Source organism: Rhizobium sp. Root1204 (genome assembly GCF_001424965.1).
In the GTDB taxonomy this organism is placed as follows: Bacteria; Pseudomonadota; Alphaproteobacteria; order Rhizobiales; family Rhizobiaceae; genus Pararhizobium.
Genome location: NZ_LMCZ01000040.1, coordinates 273,343 through 289,242 on the forward strand (window position 1 = coordinate 273,343; position 15,900 = coordinate 289,242).

The window sequence follows — 15,900 nt, forward strand, 5'->3', positions numbered from 1 at the left end:
CTTGATTTTGTTCAGGAAAATTTCTGTTTATTCGCTCAGTTGGCGAGCAAAAACTCAGCAGTCGACTCGTCCGTAATCAAACCGTTGATCACGCGCCCCCGGAGTGCCGCCCTGAGCGCCACGTACTTCCGTTGCCCCTTGGCAATACCGATGACGGTCGCCGAATCGCGCGACGGCAACGGCACGCTGGCGACGCGCTTGTTGATGCTGCCAGGCAAGAGCTGTCCGTCGCGGTCAAACATCCAGCCACAGATCTCGCCTGCGGCCCCTTCTTCTTCCATCAGCCGCGCCATTTCGTCCGGCGCAAGAAAACCGTCCTCGCACAGAGGCGCCTGCTGGCCGAGTTCGCCGACGCCGACAAAGGCGACATTGGCTTCCGAGCCCAGCTGCAATGCCGATTTGACCAGCGCCTGATTGTGCAACAGCGCACGCTCCTCCGGTGAAGAGACCAGAACCGGCAGCGGCATCGGAAAATGCCGCGCCTTCACCGCATCCGCCATCGAGAAGATGACGTTGTAATAGGCAGCCGATCCATCGAGGCCGATATTGCCGGTCAAGGACACGATGCGATGCTGCGGACATTCCATCGCCGGCAACTGATCAATCGCCGCCTTCAACGTTCGGCCCGTGCCGATTGCCAGAATGATCGGATCGGCCGATTTCAGCCAGCGCTCGATCTCGGCCGCCCCCGCCTCGGCAATGCCGACCGTCGTCGATGAAGAACCGGGATCACTCGGCACGATATCCACTTGCCGCAGATCGAATTTCTCCTTGAGGCGAAGCCCGAGCTCGAGGCAGGCAGCGATCGGATGATCAAGGCGGACCTTGATCAGGCGTTCGGCCATGGCCAGCGAAACGAGCCGCTGCGCCGACTGGCGCGAGATACCCATCGTGGCCGCGATTTCGTCCTGTGTGCGCCCGGCAACGTAATAGAGCCAGCCCGCACGCGCGGCGTCATCGAGCCTGTTATTGCCGTCCGGTCTACGCGCCATTGTCCGTACTCCCTGTGCGATGTGCTGACATTTTTTCCCGGCGTCTGTCAAACACAGACCTTGGCACCTTCCCTGACAGACCCTTTCAAACCCCTACGGCGCTGGGATTCCTGCTATTTTCATTTTAAAATTTTACCGTTTGATAAAAAAATAAAGCGTGTTACCGTTTCGACATCCTGAGGCACGACATTTGGGAGCAAACAATGGGAACGACTGAAACTGGAATACTGAGCGGGCGCCTGTCTCCCGTCGAATACGAGAGAAATTTTTCCGATCTGCACCCACCGCTGGATGAGCATGAAGCACTGGTCGCCTCCGACCGCTGTTATTTCTGCTACGATGCGCCGTGCATGACGGCCTGTCCCACCTCCATCGATATCCCGCTGTTCATCCGGCAGATATCGACTGGAAACCCGATCGGGTCGGCAAACACCATCTTCGACCAGAACATTCTCGGCGGCATGTGCGCCCGGGTCTGTCCCACCGAAACGCTCTGCGAGCAGGCCTGCGTGCGCAACGAGGCCGAGCACCGGCCGGTCGAGATCGGCCGACTGCAGCGTTATGCCACCGATATTGCCATGCGCGAAAACCGCCAATTCTACCAGCGCGCCGAACCGACGGGTAAATCCATTGCCGTGATCGGTGCCGGTCCGGCTGGCCTTGCCTGCGCCCACCGTCTGGCCGTCAAGGGTCATGACGTCGTCATCTACGATGCCCGCGAAAAAGCCGGCGGCCTCAACGAATACGGTATCGCCACCTACAAGGCGGTCGATGATTTCGCCCAGGCCGAGGTCGACTATGTGCTTGCCATTGGCGGCATCGAAATCCGCAACAACCAGATGCTCGGGCGCGATTTTTCGCTGAGCGACCTGCTCTCCAAGCATGATGCCGTCTTCCTCGGCCTCGGCCTTGCCGGCGTCAATGCGCTCAGGGCGGAAGGTGAAACCGCAGAAGGCGTCGAGGATGCCGTCGATTTCATCGCAGCGCTGCGGCAATCAGCAACCAAGGCCGACATCGCCATCGGCCGCCGTGTCGTCGTGCTCGGCGGCGGCATGACGGCCGTCGATGCGGCCGTACAGGCCAAGTTGCTCGGTGCTGAGGAAGTGACCATCTGTTATCGCCGCGGCAAGGAGCACATGAACGCTTCCGAATTCGAGCAGGATCTCGCCGCCGCCAAGGGTGTCACAATCCGCCACTGGCTGCAGCCCAAGCGGATCATTGCCCGCGACGGCAAGGTTGCCGGCATCGAACTCGATTATACGAGCATCACCGACGGCCGCCTGACGACCACCGGTGAAACCGGCGTCCTCACAGCCGATCATGTTCTCAAAGCCATCGGCCAGACCTTCGAGGCTGACGGCCTCGGCATCATCACCCTGCAGTCCGGCCGCATCGTCGTCGATGCTGAAGGCCGCACATCGCTCGACCGCGTCTGGGCGGGTGGCGACTGCGTTCTTGGCGGCGAAGACCTGACGGTTTCCGCCGTGGCACAAGGCCGCGACGCCGCCGAATCGATCAACCACGTGCTCGCCGCTGCTTCGCAGCCGGCCGTTGCCGTCGCGTGAAGGGGAGAATGAACAATGGCTGATCTGCGCAACAATTTCGTCGGCATCAAGTCTCCGAACCCCTTCTGGCTGGCGTCGGCACCGCCGACCGACAAGGCCTACAATGTCGAGCGCGCCTTCAAGGCGGGCTGGGGCGGCGTGGTCTGGAAGACGCTCGGTGAAGAAGGCCCACCGGTCGTCAACGTCAACGGCCCGCGCTACGGCGCGATCTGGGGCGCCGACCGCCGCCTGCTTGGATTGAACAATATCGAACTTATCACCGACCGCGACCTCTACACCAACCTGCGCGAAATGAAGCAGGTGAAGATGAACTGGCCGGATCGCGCCCTGATCGCATCGATCATGGTGCCCTGCGAGGAAAATGCCTGGAAATCGATCCTGCCGCTGGTGGAAGAGACAGGCGCTGACGGTATCGAACTCAATTTCGGCTGTCCGCACGGCATGTCGGAACGCGGCATGGGCGCTGCGGTCGGACAGGTGCCGGAATATATCGAGATGGTGGTGCGCTGGTGCAAGCAGTACACCCGCATGCCGGTCATCACAAAGCTGACGCCGAACATCACCGACGTCCGCAAGCCGGCGCGTGCGGCAAAATCCGGCGGCACCGATGCCGTGTCGCTGATCAATACGATCAACTCGATCACCTCGGTCAATCTCGACACGTTCTCACCGGAACCGTCGATTGACGGCAAGGGCAGCCATGGCGGCTATTGCGGCCCGGCGGTCAAGCCGATCGCACTCAACATGGTGGCCGAGATCGCCCGTGATCCGGAAACCTACGGCCTGCCGATTTCCGGCATCGGCGGCATCACCACATGGCGGGACGCGGCCGAATTCCTCGTTCTCGGCGCCGGTAACGTGCAGGTCTGCACTGCGGCGATGACCTACGGTTTCAAGATCGTTGAGGAAATGATCACCGGCCTCTCCGCCTGGATGGATACCAAGGGCCATCGCACCCTCGATGACATCTGCGGCCGGGCCGTGCCGAACGTCTCCGACTGGCAGTATCTCAACCTCAACTACATCGCCAAAGCCCGGATCGACCAGGATGCCTGCATCAAATGCGGCCGCTGCCACATCGCCTGCGAGGACACCTCGCACCAGGCGATCACCCAGTATGTCGATGGCAAGAGACATTTCGAGGTGATGGAAGACGAATGCGTCGGCTGCAATCTCTGCGTCAACGTCTGTCCCGTGCAGGACTGCATCACCATGGTCGGCCTTGAGCCGGGCGTGCTGGACGAACGGACTGGCAAGACCGTCGATCCGAACTACGCCAACTGGACCACCCATCCGAACAACCCGATGGCCCGTCAGGCCGCCGAATAAACCTTCTGGGCATGACGTATCAGCCGCCTCGCTGGAAATGCGAGGCGGCTGATCGCCGTTCAACCCTGACAAATACGGCGGGATTTTACGGCAGTGCCGCCAGGCACCGGATTGGACACGAAATTGCGACGCTGCGTCCACAAAAACGTGCGTTGCCCCTCACCGCGAACTCGTCAATAAGAGGATATGACGAGATGCGGCCTGGCCGCCAACACCGGATGCCTGCTTGAAGATCGCTTCCTCACGAACCCGCAAAAGGCTGCATCTGCTGACGGGCGCCTGCCTGGGCTTTTTCCTGCTGACGCATTTCTCCAACCACGCCCTCGGCCTTATTTCCATCGACACCATGGAAGACGCGCGCCGGATTTTCAACATGATTTGGCGCAGTTGGCCGGGCACGGTGCTGCTCTACGGATCCCTGCTCGTCCATTTCGTGCTTGCGCTTGAAAGCCTCTATCGCCGCCAGACTTTACGCATGCCAATGCGCGAGGCGCTGAAAATCATCTTCGGCCTTACCTTCCCTTTCCTCATCGTCAGCCATGTAGTGAGCACCCGGGTCGAGTGGATGCTTACGGGCTACGGCGACGGCTATTATCAAGTGTTACCCGCGCTCTGGTCGAGTTCTTACAACGCGACACGGCAATCGCTGGCTTTGATTCTCGCCTGGGCGCATGGGTGCCTGGGTGCCTGGTTCTGGATGCGAGGCCGCAGCTGGTATCCACGCTATTTCCTGTTTTTCTATTCCTTCGCCATCCTCGTTCCACTGCTGGCTCTCCTGGGCTTTGCCGTCAGCGCCCGGTCGCTGGAGGTGGGCCTACCATCGACAACCTGGTTTATGCCTCACCGCACCCCACCCGAAATGCTCGGACAAATCAGGACATCCATCGTTGCAGGCCTGCTCGCGATGATCGGTGGAACCTTGATCCTGCGCGCCATTCCGGTACGGGGAAAAATCCGTGTTACCTATCCCGACCGGGTCATTTCGGTGGCAAAAGGCTTCAGCGTACTGGAGGCAAGCCGCGCCGCCGGTATCCCGCATCTGTCGATCTGCGGCGGCCGCGGCCGCTGTTCGACCTGCCGGGTGCGCGTAACCGAAGGTCTGGAACGCCAGCCACCGGCCGGCGACGCCGAACGGGCAACGCTGACTCGTATCCGCGCGCCCGACAATGTGCGCCTCGCCTGCCAGCTGCGGCCGAGCCACAATCTGTCCATTTCGCCCATTCTTGGGGGCGACAATATCGGCCTCAAGGCTCAACCGACCGAGCAACAGGCAGCCGGCCGTGAACGCCATATCGCCGTCTTGTTTTGCGATCTGCGCGATTTCACGCTGCTTGCCCAAAAGCAGCTGCCCTTCGATACGGTCTTCCTGCTCAACCGCTATTTCGAGACTATCGGGGAAGCGGTAGAAGAGTCGGGCGGCGTGATCGACAAGTTCATCGGCGACGGCGCGCTGGCACTTTTCGGATTGAACAACAGCATCGAGGAGGCCTGCGCACAGGCGCTGACCGCGACCGCACGCATCGCCAAGGGAATCGATGTCCTCAACCGCAATTTCATGAGCGAACTGGACAAGCCGTTGCGCATCGCCATGGGGATGCATGCAGGCCCGGCGATTATCGGCCAGATCGGCTATGGCAAGGCCTCGTCGCTGACCGCTGTCGGCGACACGATCAATGCGGCAAGCCGCCTGGAAGGCTTTGCCAAGGAATATGATGCCCAGCTTGCCGTTTCCGCCGACCTGGTCCGATATGCCGGGCTGAACGTCAGTGACCGGGAAAGCTACAACATTTCCATCCGGGGCCGCAGGGGCACGCTTGAAACCTTGATCATCCAGAACGCAGCCGACATCGAGGCGATGATGGACGCGGAAAAGCACCAAGCCAGCCCGCCGGCCTGACGCAGGATAGCGCGGGGAGTTACTATTGCATGCACTGCGTGCATGCCTGCAATCCAATCGCGGGTGACGACAGGAGTGCAGAATACCCCTAGAATTTAATGGTACTGTTTGATTAAACTGACGTTGCGTACAACAAATACGCACAAGAGCGACGATACTATGCCAACGTATATATGGCTGCCATGCCTCCACTGATCGCCCAGAACTGGAAATCGTCACAGGGCACTCTGACTGGAACCGCCCGGGATGCAATTATTCTGGCCGGTATCGTCTTCGTCGCGGCTCTCCTCGGTATTCTGACGCGTCCGATGGGCCTGCTTGCCCTGTTGTGGCCCGCAAACGCCGTCCTGTTGGGCGTGATGGTCCGGCGCCCCGGTTTTGCTACCGCGTTTGGCTGGGCGGGAGCCATTGCCGGTTACATTGCCGCCGACATGATAACCGGCGGCACCCTGACCAAGACCCTTTGGCTTACCGGCGCCAACGTTACCGGTGTCTTTGCCGGCAGTCTGCTCTATCGTCTCGCCGGCCGTGGTCACCAGCGCCTTCGCGAGCCTCAGTCCGTCATCATCATGTTCGCGATCTGCAGCGTTGCGGCCCTCGCCAGCGGGCTTGTCGGCGGCTTTGCTGCAGGATTTTCGCTTGGGCAAACCTATTTTTCCGGATTCTGGTTCTGGCTGGTTACAGAGCTTGTGAATTTCATCGTCATTTTGCCCGTGATACTCATCGCGCCGTCGTTCCGCGAATGGCCTGCCAAGCTGGCAGCCTCCAGCCGAACGGCGCTGTCAGAGAGACGCCATGCTCTTCCCTTGGCGGCCCTTTTGCTGTCGATGCTCGCCAGCAGTTTCATCGGCGGCCCCGGAGCTTTCGCGTTTCCAGTTCCGGCCCTGCTTTGGTGCGCCACCAGTTTCTCGCTGTTTCCGATGACCCTGCTGACTATGGTCTTCAGCATCTGGGGTATGATGACCTTCAGCACGAGTGCACCAGAGGCCGTGGATCCTCTTTTGTGGATGCAATCCATCCGGCTGGGCCTTGGCATGATTGCGATGGCCCCGCTTTCGGTGGCAAGCATTACGACGACCCGAAACGGGCTGCTGCAGCGCCTTCAGGATTCTGTCGACCATGATTTCTTGACCCGCACGCTCGCCCGCGGCACCTTCATGGCACGCAGCGAAAACGCCATTTCGCAGGGCGGCAACGTCGATGGCTCGGCCGTTCTCGTTCTCGACATCGATCACTTCAAATCGGTCAATGATCAGCACGGGCATGCGGTCGGCGACAATGCGCTAATTGCCTTTTCATCCGCCGTCACTTCAACGCTGCGGAAAGACGACCTCTTCGGGCGGACCGGAGGCGAAGAGTTCTGCGTGGTGCTGCCAAGGGCCTCGGCAGCCGCCGCAAGAATGGTGGCGGAACGCATCCGGCAAGCCGTCGAGCGCCTGGAAATCGATGCCGGCGATGGAACAACGCTGTCGATCACGGTGAGTGGCGGCCTGGCCGTTTGCAGCAGCACTTCAAAATTGTCGTTCGAGGAAATGCTGACCCGAGCCGACATGGCGCTGTACCGCGCAAAAGCGGAAGGCCGCAACCGGATCGTCAGCGACGACTGCTAATTCCGGATCAGGCGCCACCGTTGCGGATTTCCAGCCCACTGACGAAGAGCTGCTCGAGGAACCGCGCAGCATCTTCGAAACGCCCTTCGCCGGAGTGCTCCTCGCCGAGCACTCCGCGCACCTGAACGTCGAAATCCGCATAATGCTGCGTGGTCGACCAGATGGCGAAGATCAGGTGATAAGGATCGCATTTGGCGATCTTGCCGGACTTGGCCCAACTGCGGATCACCTCGGCCTTCTCGTCGACAAGCGATTTCAAGGGGCCCTTCAACTCGTCCTCGATATGGGGGGCACCTTGCAGGATCTCGTTGGCGAACAACCGGCTTTCGCGCGGGAAATCCCGCGCCATCTCCAGCTTGCGGCGGATGTAACTCCGGATTTCCGTAACCGGACTCCCCTCCGCATCGAACTCGCGCAACGGGTCGAGCCAGTTGTCGAGCACCCGGTCGATCAGCGCCCGGTGCATTGCTTCCTTGGTGCGGAAATAATAGAGCAGGTTGGGTTTGGACATGCCCGCCACTTCAGCGATCTGGTCGATGGTGCTGCCGCGAAAACCGTGGGTGGCAAAGACGTCGAGCGCCGCCTCGAGAATCAGTTCTTCCTTCTCCTCCTGGATGCGGGTTCGCCGTTGCGTTCGGGCTGCCCTCGGAAGTACCATCTTTCCCCCAGTCTTCTCACCAATCGCCGCCGGCGTACGGCTTGAAAACCTCCGAAAACCGCGTGGTCCAAAAATTCGGACGGCACTGACGTTTTTTCTGTTTTTCGTCTTGAGTGCGGCAACGGAAGTTGTAATGTTTTACCAACCGGTCAAATTATCAGTCAGTTCAAACTCAAACGCAACGGCTGATCGCAGGGCAATCGAAAAAACCAGATGCCCCGATTTGACCACGGGAACGATGGGATGCGCAGCCAAATCTGCCTCCCTTAAAAAGAATGAGGAGAACCGTCATGGCTCATGCACCGGGCGAGAACATGCGCGTCAACGCCGACCGTCTGTGGGATTCCCTGATGGACATGTCCAAGATCGGCCCCGGCATTGCCGGTGGCAACAATCGCCAGACATTGACCGACGAAGATGGCGAAGGCCGTCACCTGTTTCAAAGATGGTGCGAAGACGCCGGCATGACCATGGGCGTCGACAAGATGGGCACGATGTTTGCCACCCGCCCCGGTACCGATGCCGACGCCCTTCCCGTTTATGTCGGCAGCCATCTCGATACCCAGCCAACCGGCGGCAAATATGACGGCGTGCTCGGCGTTTTGGGCGCATTGGAGGTCGTGCGTACCATGAACGATCTCGGCATCAAGACGAAGCATCCGATCGTCGTCACCAATTGGGCAAACGAGGAAGGCGCGCGCTTCGCGCCCGCCATGCTCGCTTCCGGCGTCTTTGCCGGTATCCATGAGCTGGATTACGCCTATGGCCGCAAGGATCCCGACGGCAAGTCCTACGGCGACGAATTGAAACGGATTGGATGGCAAGGCGAGGAAGAGGTTGGCGCGCGAAAAATGCACGCCTATTTCGAATATCACATCGAGCAAGGCCCGATCCTCGAGGCAGAAGAAAAGACTATCGGTGTGGTGACGCACTGTCAGGGCCTGTGGTGGCTGGAATTCACCTTGACGGGCCGCGAAGCGCATACCGGCTCGACGCCGATGAACCTGCGCGTCAATGCCGGGCTGGCGATGGCGCGGATCGTTGAAATGGTCCAGGGGGTCGCGATGGAAAACCAGCCGGGTGCCGTTGGCGGCGTTGGCCAGGTGTTCTTCTCGCCGAATTCGCGCAACGTGCTGCCGGGCAAGGTTGTGTTCACCGTCGACATCCGCTCGCCCGACAAGGCCAAGCTCGACCGCATGCGGGCGAAGATCGAGGCCGAAGCACCGAAGATCACGGAAGCGCTCGGCGTTGGTTGTTCCATCGAGGCCATCGGCCATTTCGAGCCGGTGACCTTCGATCCGGCGCTGGTGACCGCCGTACGCACCGCCGCCGAGAAACTTGGCTATAGCCACATGAACCTGATCTCCGGCGCCGGCCACGACGCCTGCTGGGCCGCCAAAGTCGCCCCCGCCACCATGGTCATGTGCCCCTGTGTCGGCGGGTTGAGCCACAACGAGGCCGAGGAGATCTCCAAGGAATGGGCTTCCGCCGGCTGCGACGTGCTGTTCCACGCGGTGGTGGAGACTGCGGGGATCGTGGGGTGAAGACCGTGGCCGTGGCCCCCTCATCCGGCCCTTCGAGCCACCTTCTCCCCGCTGAGGAGAAGAGGGTGTTTGCCGTGCTAACAATATCGCCCTTTACCTCTGCGCTTTCAGAACTATCCGTAATGCGCGGGGCCTCCACGCACTCCCTCTTCTCCCCAGCGGGGAGAAGGTGGCCCGAAGGGTCGGATGAGGGGGCCTTCCGATGAATGCCCAAAAGAACAACGACATTACCAAGCACCGCAGCGGAGCAACAGCCAAGGCTCGCCACCTGCGGCAGGAAGAGACAGAGGCCGAATACAAACTCTGGAGTGAACTGCGCAATCGCCTACTCAACGGGTACAAGTTCACACGGCAAGTGCCGCTTGGACCTTATGTTGCTGACTTCGTCTGTCGCGAAAAAAGCCTCGTGATCGAACTTGATGGCGCGCAACATTCAGGTTCGCTTTCCGATATTGTTCGAACACGCTGGCTGAACCAGAACGGCTATTCAGTTCTGCGGTTTTGGAACGACGAAATTCTTCGGGAACGGCGCGCGGTTCTCGACACCATACTCGCAGTCCTGTCCGGCGAGATTTCCGCACGCTGCGATGCGGCCCGCTTCTCGCCCGCAGGCGTCTTCGCGAACACCAAAGAGGTAACAAGATCATGACCACAGTCATCAAGAACGGCACCATCGTCACCGCCGACCTCACCTATAAGGCCGACGTCAAGATCGACGGTGGCAGGATCATCGAGATCGGGCCGAATCTCTCGGGCGACAAGACGCTGGATGCGACCGGCTGTTATGTCATGCCCGGCGGTATCGATCCGCATACCCATCTCGAAATGCCGTTCATGGGAACCTATTCCTCCGACGATTTCGAAAGCGGGACGCGCGCGGCCCTGTCCGGCGGCACGACCATGGTCGTCGATTTCGCCCTGCCCGCGCCCGGCCAGTCGCTGCTCGAAGCGCTCACCATGTGGGACAACAAGACCTCGCGGGCCAATTGCGACTTCTCCTTCCACATGGCGATCACCTGGTGGAGCGAGCAGGTCTTCAACGAGATGCAGACCATCGTTCAGGACAAGGGCATCAACTCGTTCAAGCACTTCATGGCCTACAAGGGCGCACTGATGGTGGATGACGACGAGATGTTCCACTCGTTCCAGCGTTGCGCTGAGCTCGGTGCGCTGCCGATGGTGCATGCCGAAAACGGCGATATCGTTGCGCAGATGCAGGCAAAGTTGCTGGCAGACGGTAACAATGGCCCGGAAGCCCACGCCTATTCCCGCCCCGCCGCCGTCGAAGGCGAGGCGACCAACCGCGCCATCATCATCGCCGACATGGCGGGGGCACCGCTTTATGTGGTGCACACCTCCTGCGAACAGGCGCACGAGGCCATCCGCCGCGCCCGCCAAAACGGCATGCGCGTCTACGGCGAGCCGCTGATCCAGCATCTGACATTGGACGAGAGCGAATATGCAAATCCCGACTGGGATCATGCCGCCCGCCGCGTCATGTCGCCGCCGTTCCGCAACAAGCAGCATCAGGACAGCCTCTGGGCAGGCCTCTCCGCCGGTTCCCTGCAGGTGGTCGCGACCGACCACTGCGCCTTTACGACCGAACAAAAACGTTTCGGCGTCGGTGACTTCACCAAGATCCCCAATGGCACCGGCGGGCTTGAAGACCGTATGCCGATGCTCTGGACAAACGGCGTCGCCACCGGCCGCATCACCATGAACGAGTTTGTGGCTGTGACCTCGACCAACATCGCCAAGATCCTCAACATGTACCCGAAAAAAGGTGCGATCCTCGTCGGTGCCGATGCCGATCTCGTTGTCTGGGATCCGAAACGCTCGAAGACCATCTCGGCCTCAAGCCAGCAATCGGCGATCGACTATAACGTCTTCGAGGGCAAGCAGGTGACCGGCCTGCCGCGCTACACGCTGACCGGCGGCGTGGTTGCCATCGAGGAATCGACGGTCAAGACACGCGAAGGCCAAGGCAAATTCGTCAAGCGCGAACCTTTCACCGCCGTCAACAAGGCGCTCTCTACCTGGAAGGAGATCACCGCACCGCGCAAAGTCCAGCGCACCGGCATTCCGGCCAGCGGGGTATGATGGTGAGGGCGGCGTACACGAGGGGGCTTTGAAAAAATGCACGTGAGCAGGCCCCCATCCTCCAGATCGCTCTGTCGCCGGCCGGCGGGCCAGCGGCGATACCAGCCCGTTCACGCAAGACAACAATTACAACGGCACGAGGGCCTCCAGTTCAGGCAACAGGACGACGCTTTCCTGCTCGTTCGGGTCTGTGCGCGCAATGACGGCCGAAGCGGCCTGATCCGACAGATTGGCCGGCAGATGCGGCACGCCAGCCGGGATATAAAACATCTCGCCCGCGCGCACGATCACATGGTTCTCCAGCCTTTCGCCAAACCACGTATGGGCTTCGCCAGACAGCATGTAGATCGCCGTTTCATGGGTTTCGTGTTTGTGGGCCTTGGCCCGGCCACCCGGCGGAATGGTCAGAAGGTGCATACAGATGCCCGCCGATCCGACAGCCTCTGCCGAAATCCCCTCGAAGTAACTGAACCCCTGCTTACCATCATAGGTCTGGCCGGGACGGACGATCCGGCAGGTGGGTTTCGATGATTGCAACATTTTCATATCTCCTCCGCAGGAACGCCGCAGGCAGCATACCCCATTCAAAAAATATGAAGTACGACTATCGGAGGCAGAAAACCGAATGACGTCACACCAATCTTCCAGCCAATGGCATTCAGGGCGGAGCGCACCGGATACAATGACAGGCACAGCAACATCCGTCGTTTCGGCGCGCGATCTCGGCCTCACCTTCGAGACCAACGACGGCCCGGTCAACGCGCTGACAGGCGTCAATCTCGACGTCAACAAGGGCGATTTCGTCTCCTTCATCGGCCCCTCCGGTTGCGGCAAGACCACCTTCCTGCGCGTCATCGCCGATCTGGAAAAGCCGACATCCGGCGCGATCACCGTCAATGGCACGACACCGGAAAACGCCCGCAAAAACCGCTCCTACGGCTATGTCTTCCAGGCCGCCGCCCTCTACCCGTGGCGCACCATCGAAAAGAACATCGCTCTGCCGCTCGAAATCATGGGCTACAGCGCCGCGGACCAGAAGGCGCGGATCGAGCGTACCCTCGAACTGGTCAACCTGACGGGCTTTGGCAAGAAATTTCCGTGGCAGCTTTCGGGCGGCATGCAGCAGCGCGCCTCGATCGCCCGCGCGCTCGCCTTCGATGCCGATCTTCTCCTGATGGATGAACCGTTCGGCGCACTCGATGAAATCGTCCGCGATCACCTGAACGAGCAGCTCTTGAAACTCTGGGACCGCACCAACAAGACGATCTGCTTCGTGACCCACTCGATCCCGGAAGCCGTCTATCTCTCCACCAAGATCGTCGTCATGAGCCCCCGTCCCGGCCGCGTCACCGACATCATCGAATCCACCCTGCCACGCGAACGCCCCTTGGGCATCCGCGAAACCCCGGAATTCCTCGCGATCGCCCATCGCGTGCGCGAGGGTCTGAGAGCGGGGCATAGTTATGATGAGTAGGGCGTCCGAGATTGCGGCGAAGGCCCCTCCCCAACCCCTCCCCACAAGGGGGAGGGGCTCGACCGGTCGGCCTTTCGCTTTTTCAGACTTCCAACAAGACAAAATTGCTGCACGTACGATGCGCAGAAATTCTAACTCGAGTTTTGAGGGATCGCCGCAGGCGATGCATTTTCAGTTTGGCGATGCAGGCGCCGCGGTTTTCTCCCTCCCCCTTGTGGGGAGGGTGGTGAGCGCAGCGAACCGGGAGGGGTCTTTCTTGCCGCACTCAAATATCGACCCAAAAACCAGAACGAGGGCCAAGAAACTACGCACCGAACTGACCAAAGCCGAAGCCAGAATGTGGAATATGCTGCGCGACTTCCGTTCACGCGGCGCACGGTTCCGCCGTGAAACTCCGATTGGTCCTTATGTCGCTGATTTTGCCTGGTTGTCGGCGCGCATTGTGATTGAAGTCGATGGCGATAGCCATGAAACGACAGATGGACGGAGACACGACAACCAACGCGATCGGTTTCTTCAAGCCCAGGGCTTTAGCGTCCTCCGTTTTGACAACGCTCAGGTAATCGACGGCCCGGACTATGTTTTCTTAACAATAGAACAAGCCATTTCGAATTTTCTGGAGGCCGAGCCAAACCAATGAACCTCTCCTTCATTCTCTGGCTCGCCGCTTCCATGGCGATCTTTCTTGGCGGCGCCACGGCATCGCGTTATTATGTTTCCACCAATAACATCCTTATCCTCCTGTTCTCGCTCGGGCTCTATTGCCTCGGCAATCTGATGATGGTGCGGCTGATGCGTGAGGGTGGGCTCGGGCTTGCCATTTCGGCATCGGCTATTGCCCAACTCCTCTTGGTCAATTTCATCGCCTTTGCCGTCTTCGGTGAGCGCATGACCTTGCCACAACTGGCCGGAGTGGCGCTGGGTGTCGTCTCCATGGGGTTGATGTTGCTGCCCACGGGAGGAAAGGCTTGAACATGGAAAAGCCGAACCTTTTCAAAGACAGCATCATGCCGGTGGGCGTCATCCTGCTTGCCGTCCTGATTATCTGGTATGTTTCCGCAGTCTTCCTCAACGCGCCATTCGAGCGCGACACGGCTGCGCGGGCGGGAACGGAGATTACCTTTTCCGAAATCCTGCCGAAAACCATGTTCCAGCAACGGCCGGTTCTGCCTGCCCCGCATCAGGTGATCGCCGAAATCTGGAACACGACGGTTTTAATGCCGGTCACCTCCAAGCGAAGCCTCGTTTACCATGCTTGGATCACACTCTCCGCCACACTGCTCGGGTTTGGCATCGGCACCGTGCTCGGTATCCTGCTGGCGGTTGGCATCGTCCATAACCGGGCGATGGATCGCTCACTGATGCCCTGGGTCATTGCCAGCCAGACCATTCCGATCCTCGCCATCGCGCCGATGATCATTGTCGTCCTCAATGCCGTCGGCATATCCGGGCTTTTGCCCAAGGCGCTGATCTCCACCTATCTGAGCTTCTTCCCGATCGTCGTCGGCATGGTGAAGGGGCTGCGCGCGCCTGAACAGATCCAGCTTGACCTGATGCACACCTATTATGCCAGCCCGTCGCAGACCTTCTGGAAGCTGCGCTGGCCGTCGTCCATGCCCTATCTCTTCGCCTCGTTGAAAGTCGCCATCGCCATTTCGCTGGTTGGTGCCATCGTCGGCGAATTGCCGACCGGTGCCGTGTCCGGTCTCGGCGCCCGCCTGCTCGCCGGTTCCTATTATGGCCAGACGGTGCAGATCTGGTCGGCTCTGTTCATGGCGGCAGCGCTCGCCGCAACCCTGGTGATCATTGTCGGGCTTGCCCACACCGCCGTCCTCAAGCGCATGGGGATGAAACCATGAACTATAGTCTTCTGTTCGGCGCCATCGTCTTCTGGCTTGCGGCCTGGGCAACCAATGAATGGCTGGTGCGCAGGAAATTCCGCATCCCGTCAGCAAACAGCGTTGTTCGTCTGGCAGTTCCCCTGCTGTTCGGCGTCAGCATTCTGGTTCTCTGGGAAGGACTGGTGCGCGGGCTCAATGTTCCCTCGGTGCTGCTACCGCCACCGTCGATGATCTGGACGCGGCTGATCAACTCGGTGCCGACACTTTGGGCCGATTTCCAGCAGACGTTCCTAAAAGCCGTCATCACCGGCTATGCGCTTGGCTGCGGGCTCGGCTTCCTCGTTGCGATTGCCATCGACCGTTCGCCTTTCCTGCAGAAGGGCCTTCTGCCGCTCGGCAATTTTGTCTCCGCCCTGCCCGTCATCGGCGTCGCACCGATCATGGTCATGTGGTTCGGCTTCGACTGGCAATCGAAGGTGGCGGTCGTCGTCATCATGACGTTCTTCCCGATGCTGGTAAACACGGTTTCAGGCCTTGCTGCGGCAAGTTCGATGGAGCGCGACCTGATGCACACCTATGCCGCCAGCTGGTTTCAAACCCTTGTTAAATTGCGTCTTCCAGCGGCATGGCCTTTCATTTTCAACGCACTCAAGATCAACTCCACTCTGGCGCTGATCGGCGCGATCGTCGCGGAATTCTTCGGCACGCCGATCGTCGGCATGGGGTTTAGGATTTCCACCGAGGTGGGACGCATGAATGTCGATATGGTTTGGGCCGAAATCGCCGTTGCGGCGGTGGCTGGCTCCGCCTTTTACGGGATAGTCGCGCTCATCGAGCGGGCTGTCACGTTCTGGCATCCGTCCGTGCGGAATGCGCGGACGGCTTAAAAA

General features: G+C 60.0%; 15 protein-coding genes. 12 read left to right on the top strand and 3 right to left on the bottom strand.

Going from position 1 to position 15,900, the window contains the following annotated elements; all coding sequences use genetic code 11:
• Window positions 1–35: 35 nt before the first annotated feature.
• Window positions 36–992, bottom strand: coding sequence for a sugar-binding transcriptional regulator (locus ASC96_RS25725; protein WP_060505892.1), 957 nt, complete (start codon window positions 990–992; stop codon window positions 36–38).
• Between the two features lie 203 nt (window positions 993–1,195).
• On the opposite strand from ASC96_RS25725, the gene ASC96_RS25730 reads away from it, so the two are divergent.
• From ASC96_RS25730 to ASC96_RS25745, 4 genes are all read left to right on the top strand, one after another.
• Window positions 1,196–2,557 carry an NAD(P)-dependent oxidoreductase gene (locus ASC96_RS25730; RefSeq protein WP_037099033.1) on the top strand — a complete coding sequence of 454 codons (1,362 nt, stop codon included), beginning with the start codon at window positions 1,196–1,198 and terminating at the stop codon, window positions 2,555–2,557.
• Between the two features lie 15 nt (window positions 2,558–2,572).
• On the top strand, window positions 2,573–3,886 hold the full coding sequence (gene preA / locus ASC96_RS25735; protein ID WP_037099036.1) for an NAD-dependent dihydropyrimidine dehydrogenase subunit PreA: 1,314 nt from the start codon (window positions 2,573–2,575) through the stop codon (window positions 3,884–3,886).
• A gap of 226 nt (window positions 3,887–4,112) precedes the next feature.
• Entirely contained in the window at window positions 4,113–5,783 is a 1,671-nt protein-coding gene (locus tag ASC96_RS25740; protein ID WP_060505893.1) for an adenylate/guanylate cyclase domain-containing protein, read from the top strand.
• Between the two features lie 173 nt (window positions 5,784–5,956).
• Window positions 5,957–7,393: a GGDEF domain-containing protein gene (locus ASC96_RS25745; protein ID WP_060505894.1), complete on the top strand. Its 1,437-nt coding sequence runs from the start codon at window positions 5,957–5,959 to the stop codon at window positions 7,391–7,393.
• 7 nt (window positions 7,394–7,400) lie between these two features.
• On the opposite strand, the gene ASC96_RS25750 is transcribed toward ASC96_RS25745, so the two are convergent.
• Window positions 7,401–8,051 carry a TetR family transcriptional regulator C-terminal domain-containing protein gene (locus ASC96_RS25750; RefSeq protein ID WP_060505895.1) on the bottom strand — a complete coding sequence of 217 codons (651 nt, stop codon included), beginning with the start codon at window positions 8,049–8,051 and terminating at the stop codon, window positions 7,401–7,403.
• A gap of 290 nt (window positions 8,052–8,341) precedes the next feature.
• On the opposite strand from ASC96_RS25750, the gene ASC96_RS25755 reads away from it, so the two are divergent.
• The 3 genes from ASC96_RS25755 (at window position 8,342) to hydA (ending at window position 11,695) form a co-directional block, all read left to right on the top strand.
• Window positions 8,342–9,595, top strand: coding sequence for a Zn-dependent hydrolase (locus ASC96_RS25755; RefSeq protein WP_060505896.1), 1,254 nt, complete (start codon window positions 8,342–8,344; stop codon window positions 9,593–9,595).
• 202 nt (window positions 9,596–9,797) lie between these two features.
• Window positions 9,798–10,244: an endonuclease domain-containing protein gene (locus tag ASC96_RS33030; RefSeq protein WP_060505897.1), complete on the top strand. Its 447-nt coding sequence runs from the start codon at window positions 9,798–9,800 to the stop codon at window positions 10,242–10,244.
• Entirely contained in the window at window positions 10,241–11,695 is a 1,455-nt protein-coding gene (hydA, locus tag ASC96_RS25765; protein ID WP_060505898.1) for a dihydropyrimidinase, read from the top strand. Before ASC96_RS33030 ends, hydA begins: the two co-directional genes overlap by 4 nt.
• A 126-nt stretch (window positions 11,696–11,821) precedes the next feature.
• Here hydA and ASC96_RS25770 read toward each other — a convergent pair whose 3' ends face one another.
• The gene (locus ASC96_RS25770; protein WP_060506080.1) at window positions 11,822–12,235 is read right to left on the bottom strand and encodes a cupin domain-containing protein; all 414 of its coding nucleotides are present in this window, start codon (window positions 12,233–12,235) and stop codon (window positions 11,822–11,824) included.
• Between the two features lie 142 nt (window positions 12,236–12,377).
• Between ASC96_RS25770 and ASC96_RS25775 the strand changes: the two genes are divergently transcribed.
• From ASC96_RS25775 to ASC96_RS25795, 5 genes are all read left to right on the top strand, one after another.
• Window positions 12,378–13,169, top strand: a complete 792-nt coding sequence (locus tag ASC96_RS25775) for an ABC transporter ATP-binding protein (protein ID WP_060505899.1) — start codon at window positions 12,378–12,380, stop codon at window positions 13,167–13,169.
• A 163-nt stretch (window positions 13,170–13,332) separates the two neighbouring features.
• Window positions 13,333–13,809: a DUF559 domain-containing protein gene (locus tag ASC96_RS25780; RefSeq protein WP_244482318.1), complete on the top strand. Its 477-nt coding sequence runs from the start codon at window positions 13,333–13,335 to the stop codon at window positions 13,807–13,809.
• Window positions 13,806–14,141 carry a hypothetical protein gene (locus ASC96_RS25785; protein ID WP_060505900.1) on the top strand — a complete coding sequence of 112 codons (336 nt, stop codon included), beginning with the start codon at window positions 13,806–13,808 and terminating at the stop codon, window positions 14,139–14,141. Before ASC96_RS25780 ends, ASC96_RS25785 begins: the two co-directional genes overlap by 4 nt.
• 2 nt (window positions 14,142–14,143) lie before the next feature.
• A complete protein-coding gene (locus tag ASC96_RS25790; RefSeq protein WP_060505901.1) occupies window positions 14,144–15,028 on the top strand; it encodes an ABC transporter permease in 885 nt (294 codons plus the stop codon).
• A complete protein-coding gene (locus tag ASC96_RS25795) occupies window positions 15,025–15,897 on the top strand; it encodes an ABC transporter permease (protein WP_060505902.1) in 873 nt (290 codons plus the stop codon). The genes ASC96_RS25790 and ASC96_RS25795 overlap by 4 nt, the downstream gene beginning before the upstream one ends.
• The last annotated feature ends 3 nt before the right edge of the window (window positions 15,898–15,900 follow it).

Bases quoted from the DNA above. Each gene is read 5' to 3' on its own strand.
- hydA (WP_060505898.1), top strand. From the start codon at position 10,241: ATGACCACAGTCATCAAGAACGGCACCATCGTCACCGCCGACCTCACC.
- ASC96_RS25780 (WP_244482318.1), top strand. From the start codon at position 13,333: ATGCATTTTCAGTTTGGCGATGCAGGCGCCGCGGTTTTCTCCCTCCCC.
- ASC96_RS25785 (WP_060505900.1), top strand. From the start codon at position 13,806: ATGAACCTCTCCTTCATTCTCTGGCTCGCCGCTTCCATGGCGATCTTT.
- ASC96_RS25790 (WP_060505901.1), top strand. From the start codon at position 14,144: ATGGAAAAGCCGAACCTTTTCAAAGACAGCATCATGCCGGTGGGCGTC.
- ASC96_RS25755 (WP_060505896.1), top strand. From the start codon at position 8,342: ATGGCTCATGCACCGGGCGAGAACATGCGCGTCAACGCCGACCGTCTG.
- ASC96_RS25750 (WP_060505895.1), bottom strand. From the start codon at position 8,051: ATGGTACTTCCGAGGGCAGCCCGAACGCAACGGCGAACCCGCATCCAG.
- ASC96_RS25795 (WP_060505902.1), top strand. From the start codon at position 15,025: ATGAACTATAGTCTTCTGTTCGGCGCCATCGTCTTCTGGCTTGCGGCC.
- ASC96_RS25775 (WP_060505899.1), top strand. From the start codon at position 12,378: ATGACAGGCACAGCAACATCCGTCGTTTCGGCGCGCGATCTCGGCCTC.
- ASC96_RS25770 (WP_060506080.1), bottom strand. From the start codon at position 12,235: ATGTTGCAATCATCGAAACCCACCTGCCGGATCGTCCGTCCCGGCCAG.
- ASC96_RS25725 (WP_060505892.1), bottom strand. From the start codon at position 992: ATGGCGCGTAGACCGGACGGCAATAACAGGCTCGATGACGCCGCGCGT.
- ASC96_RS25745 (WP_060505894.1), top strand. From the start codon at position 5,957: ATGGCTGCCATGCCTCCACTGATCGCCCAGAACTGGAAATCGTCACAG.
- preA (WP_037099036.1), top strand. From the start codon at position 2,573: ATGGCTGATCTGCGCAACAATTTCGTCGGCATCAAGTCTCCGAACCCC.
- ASC96_RS25730 (WP_037099033.1), top strand. From the start codon at position 1,196: ATGGGAACGACTGAAACTGGAATACTGAGCGGGCGCCTGTCTCCCGTC.
- ASC96_RS33030 (WP_060505897.1), top strand. From the start codon at position 9,798: ATGAATGCCCAAAAGAACAACGACATTACCAAGCACCGCAGCGGAGCA.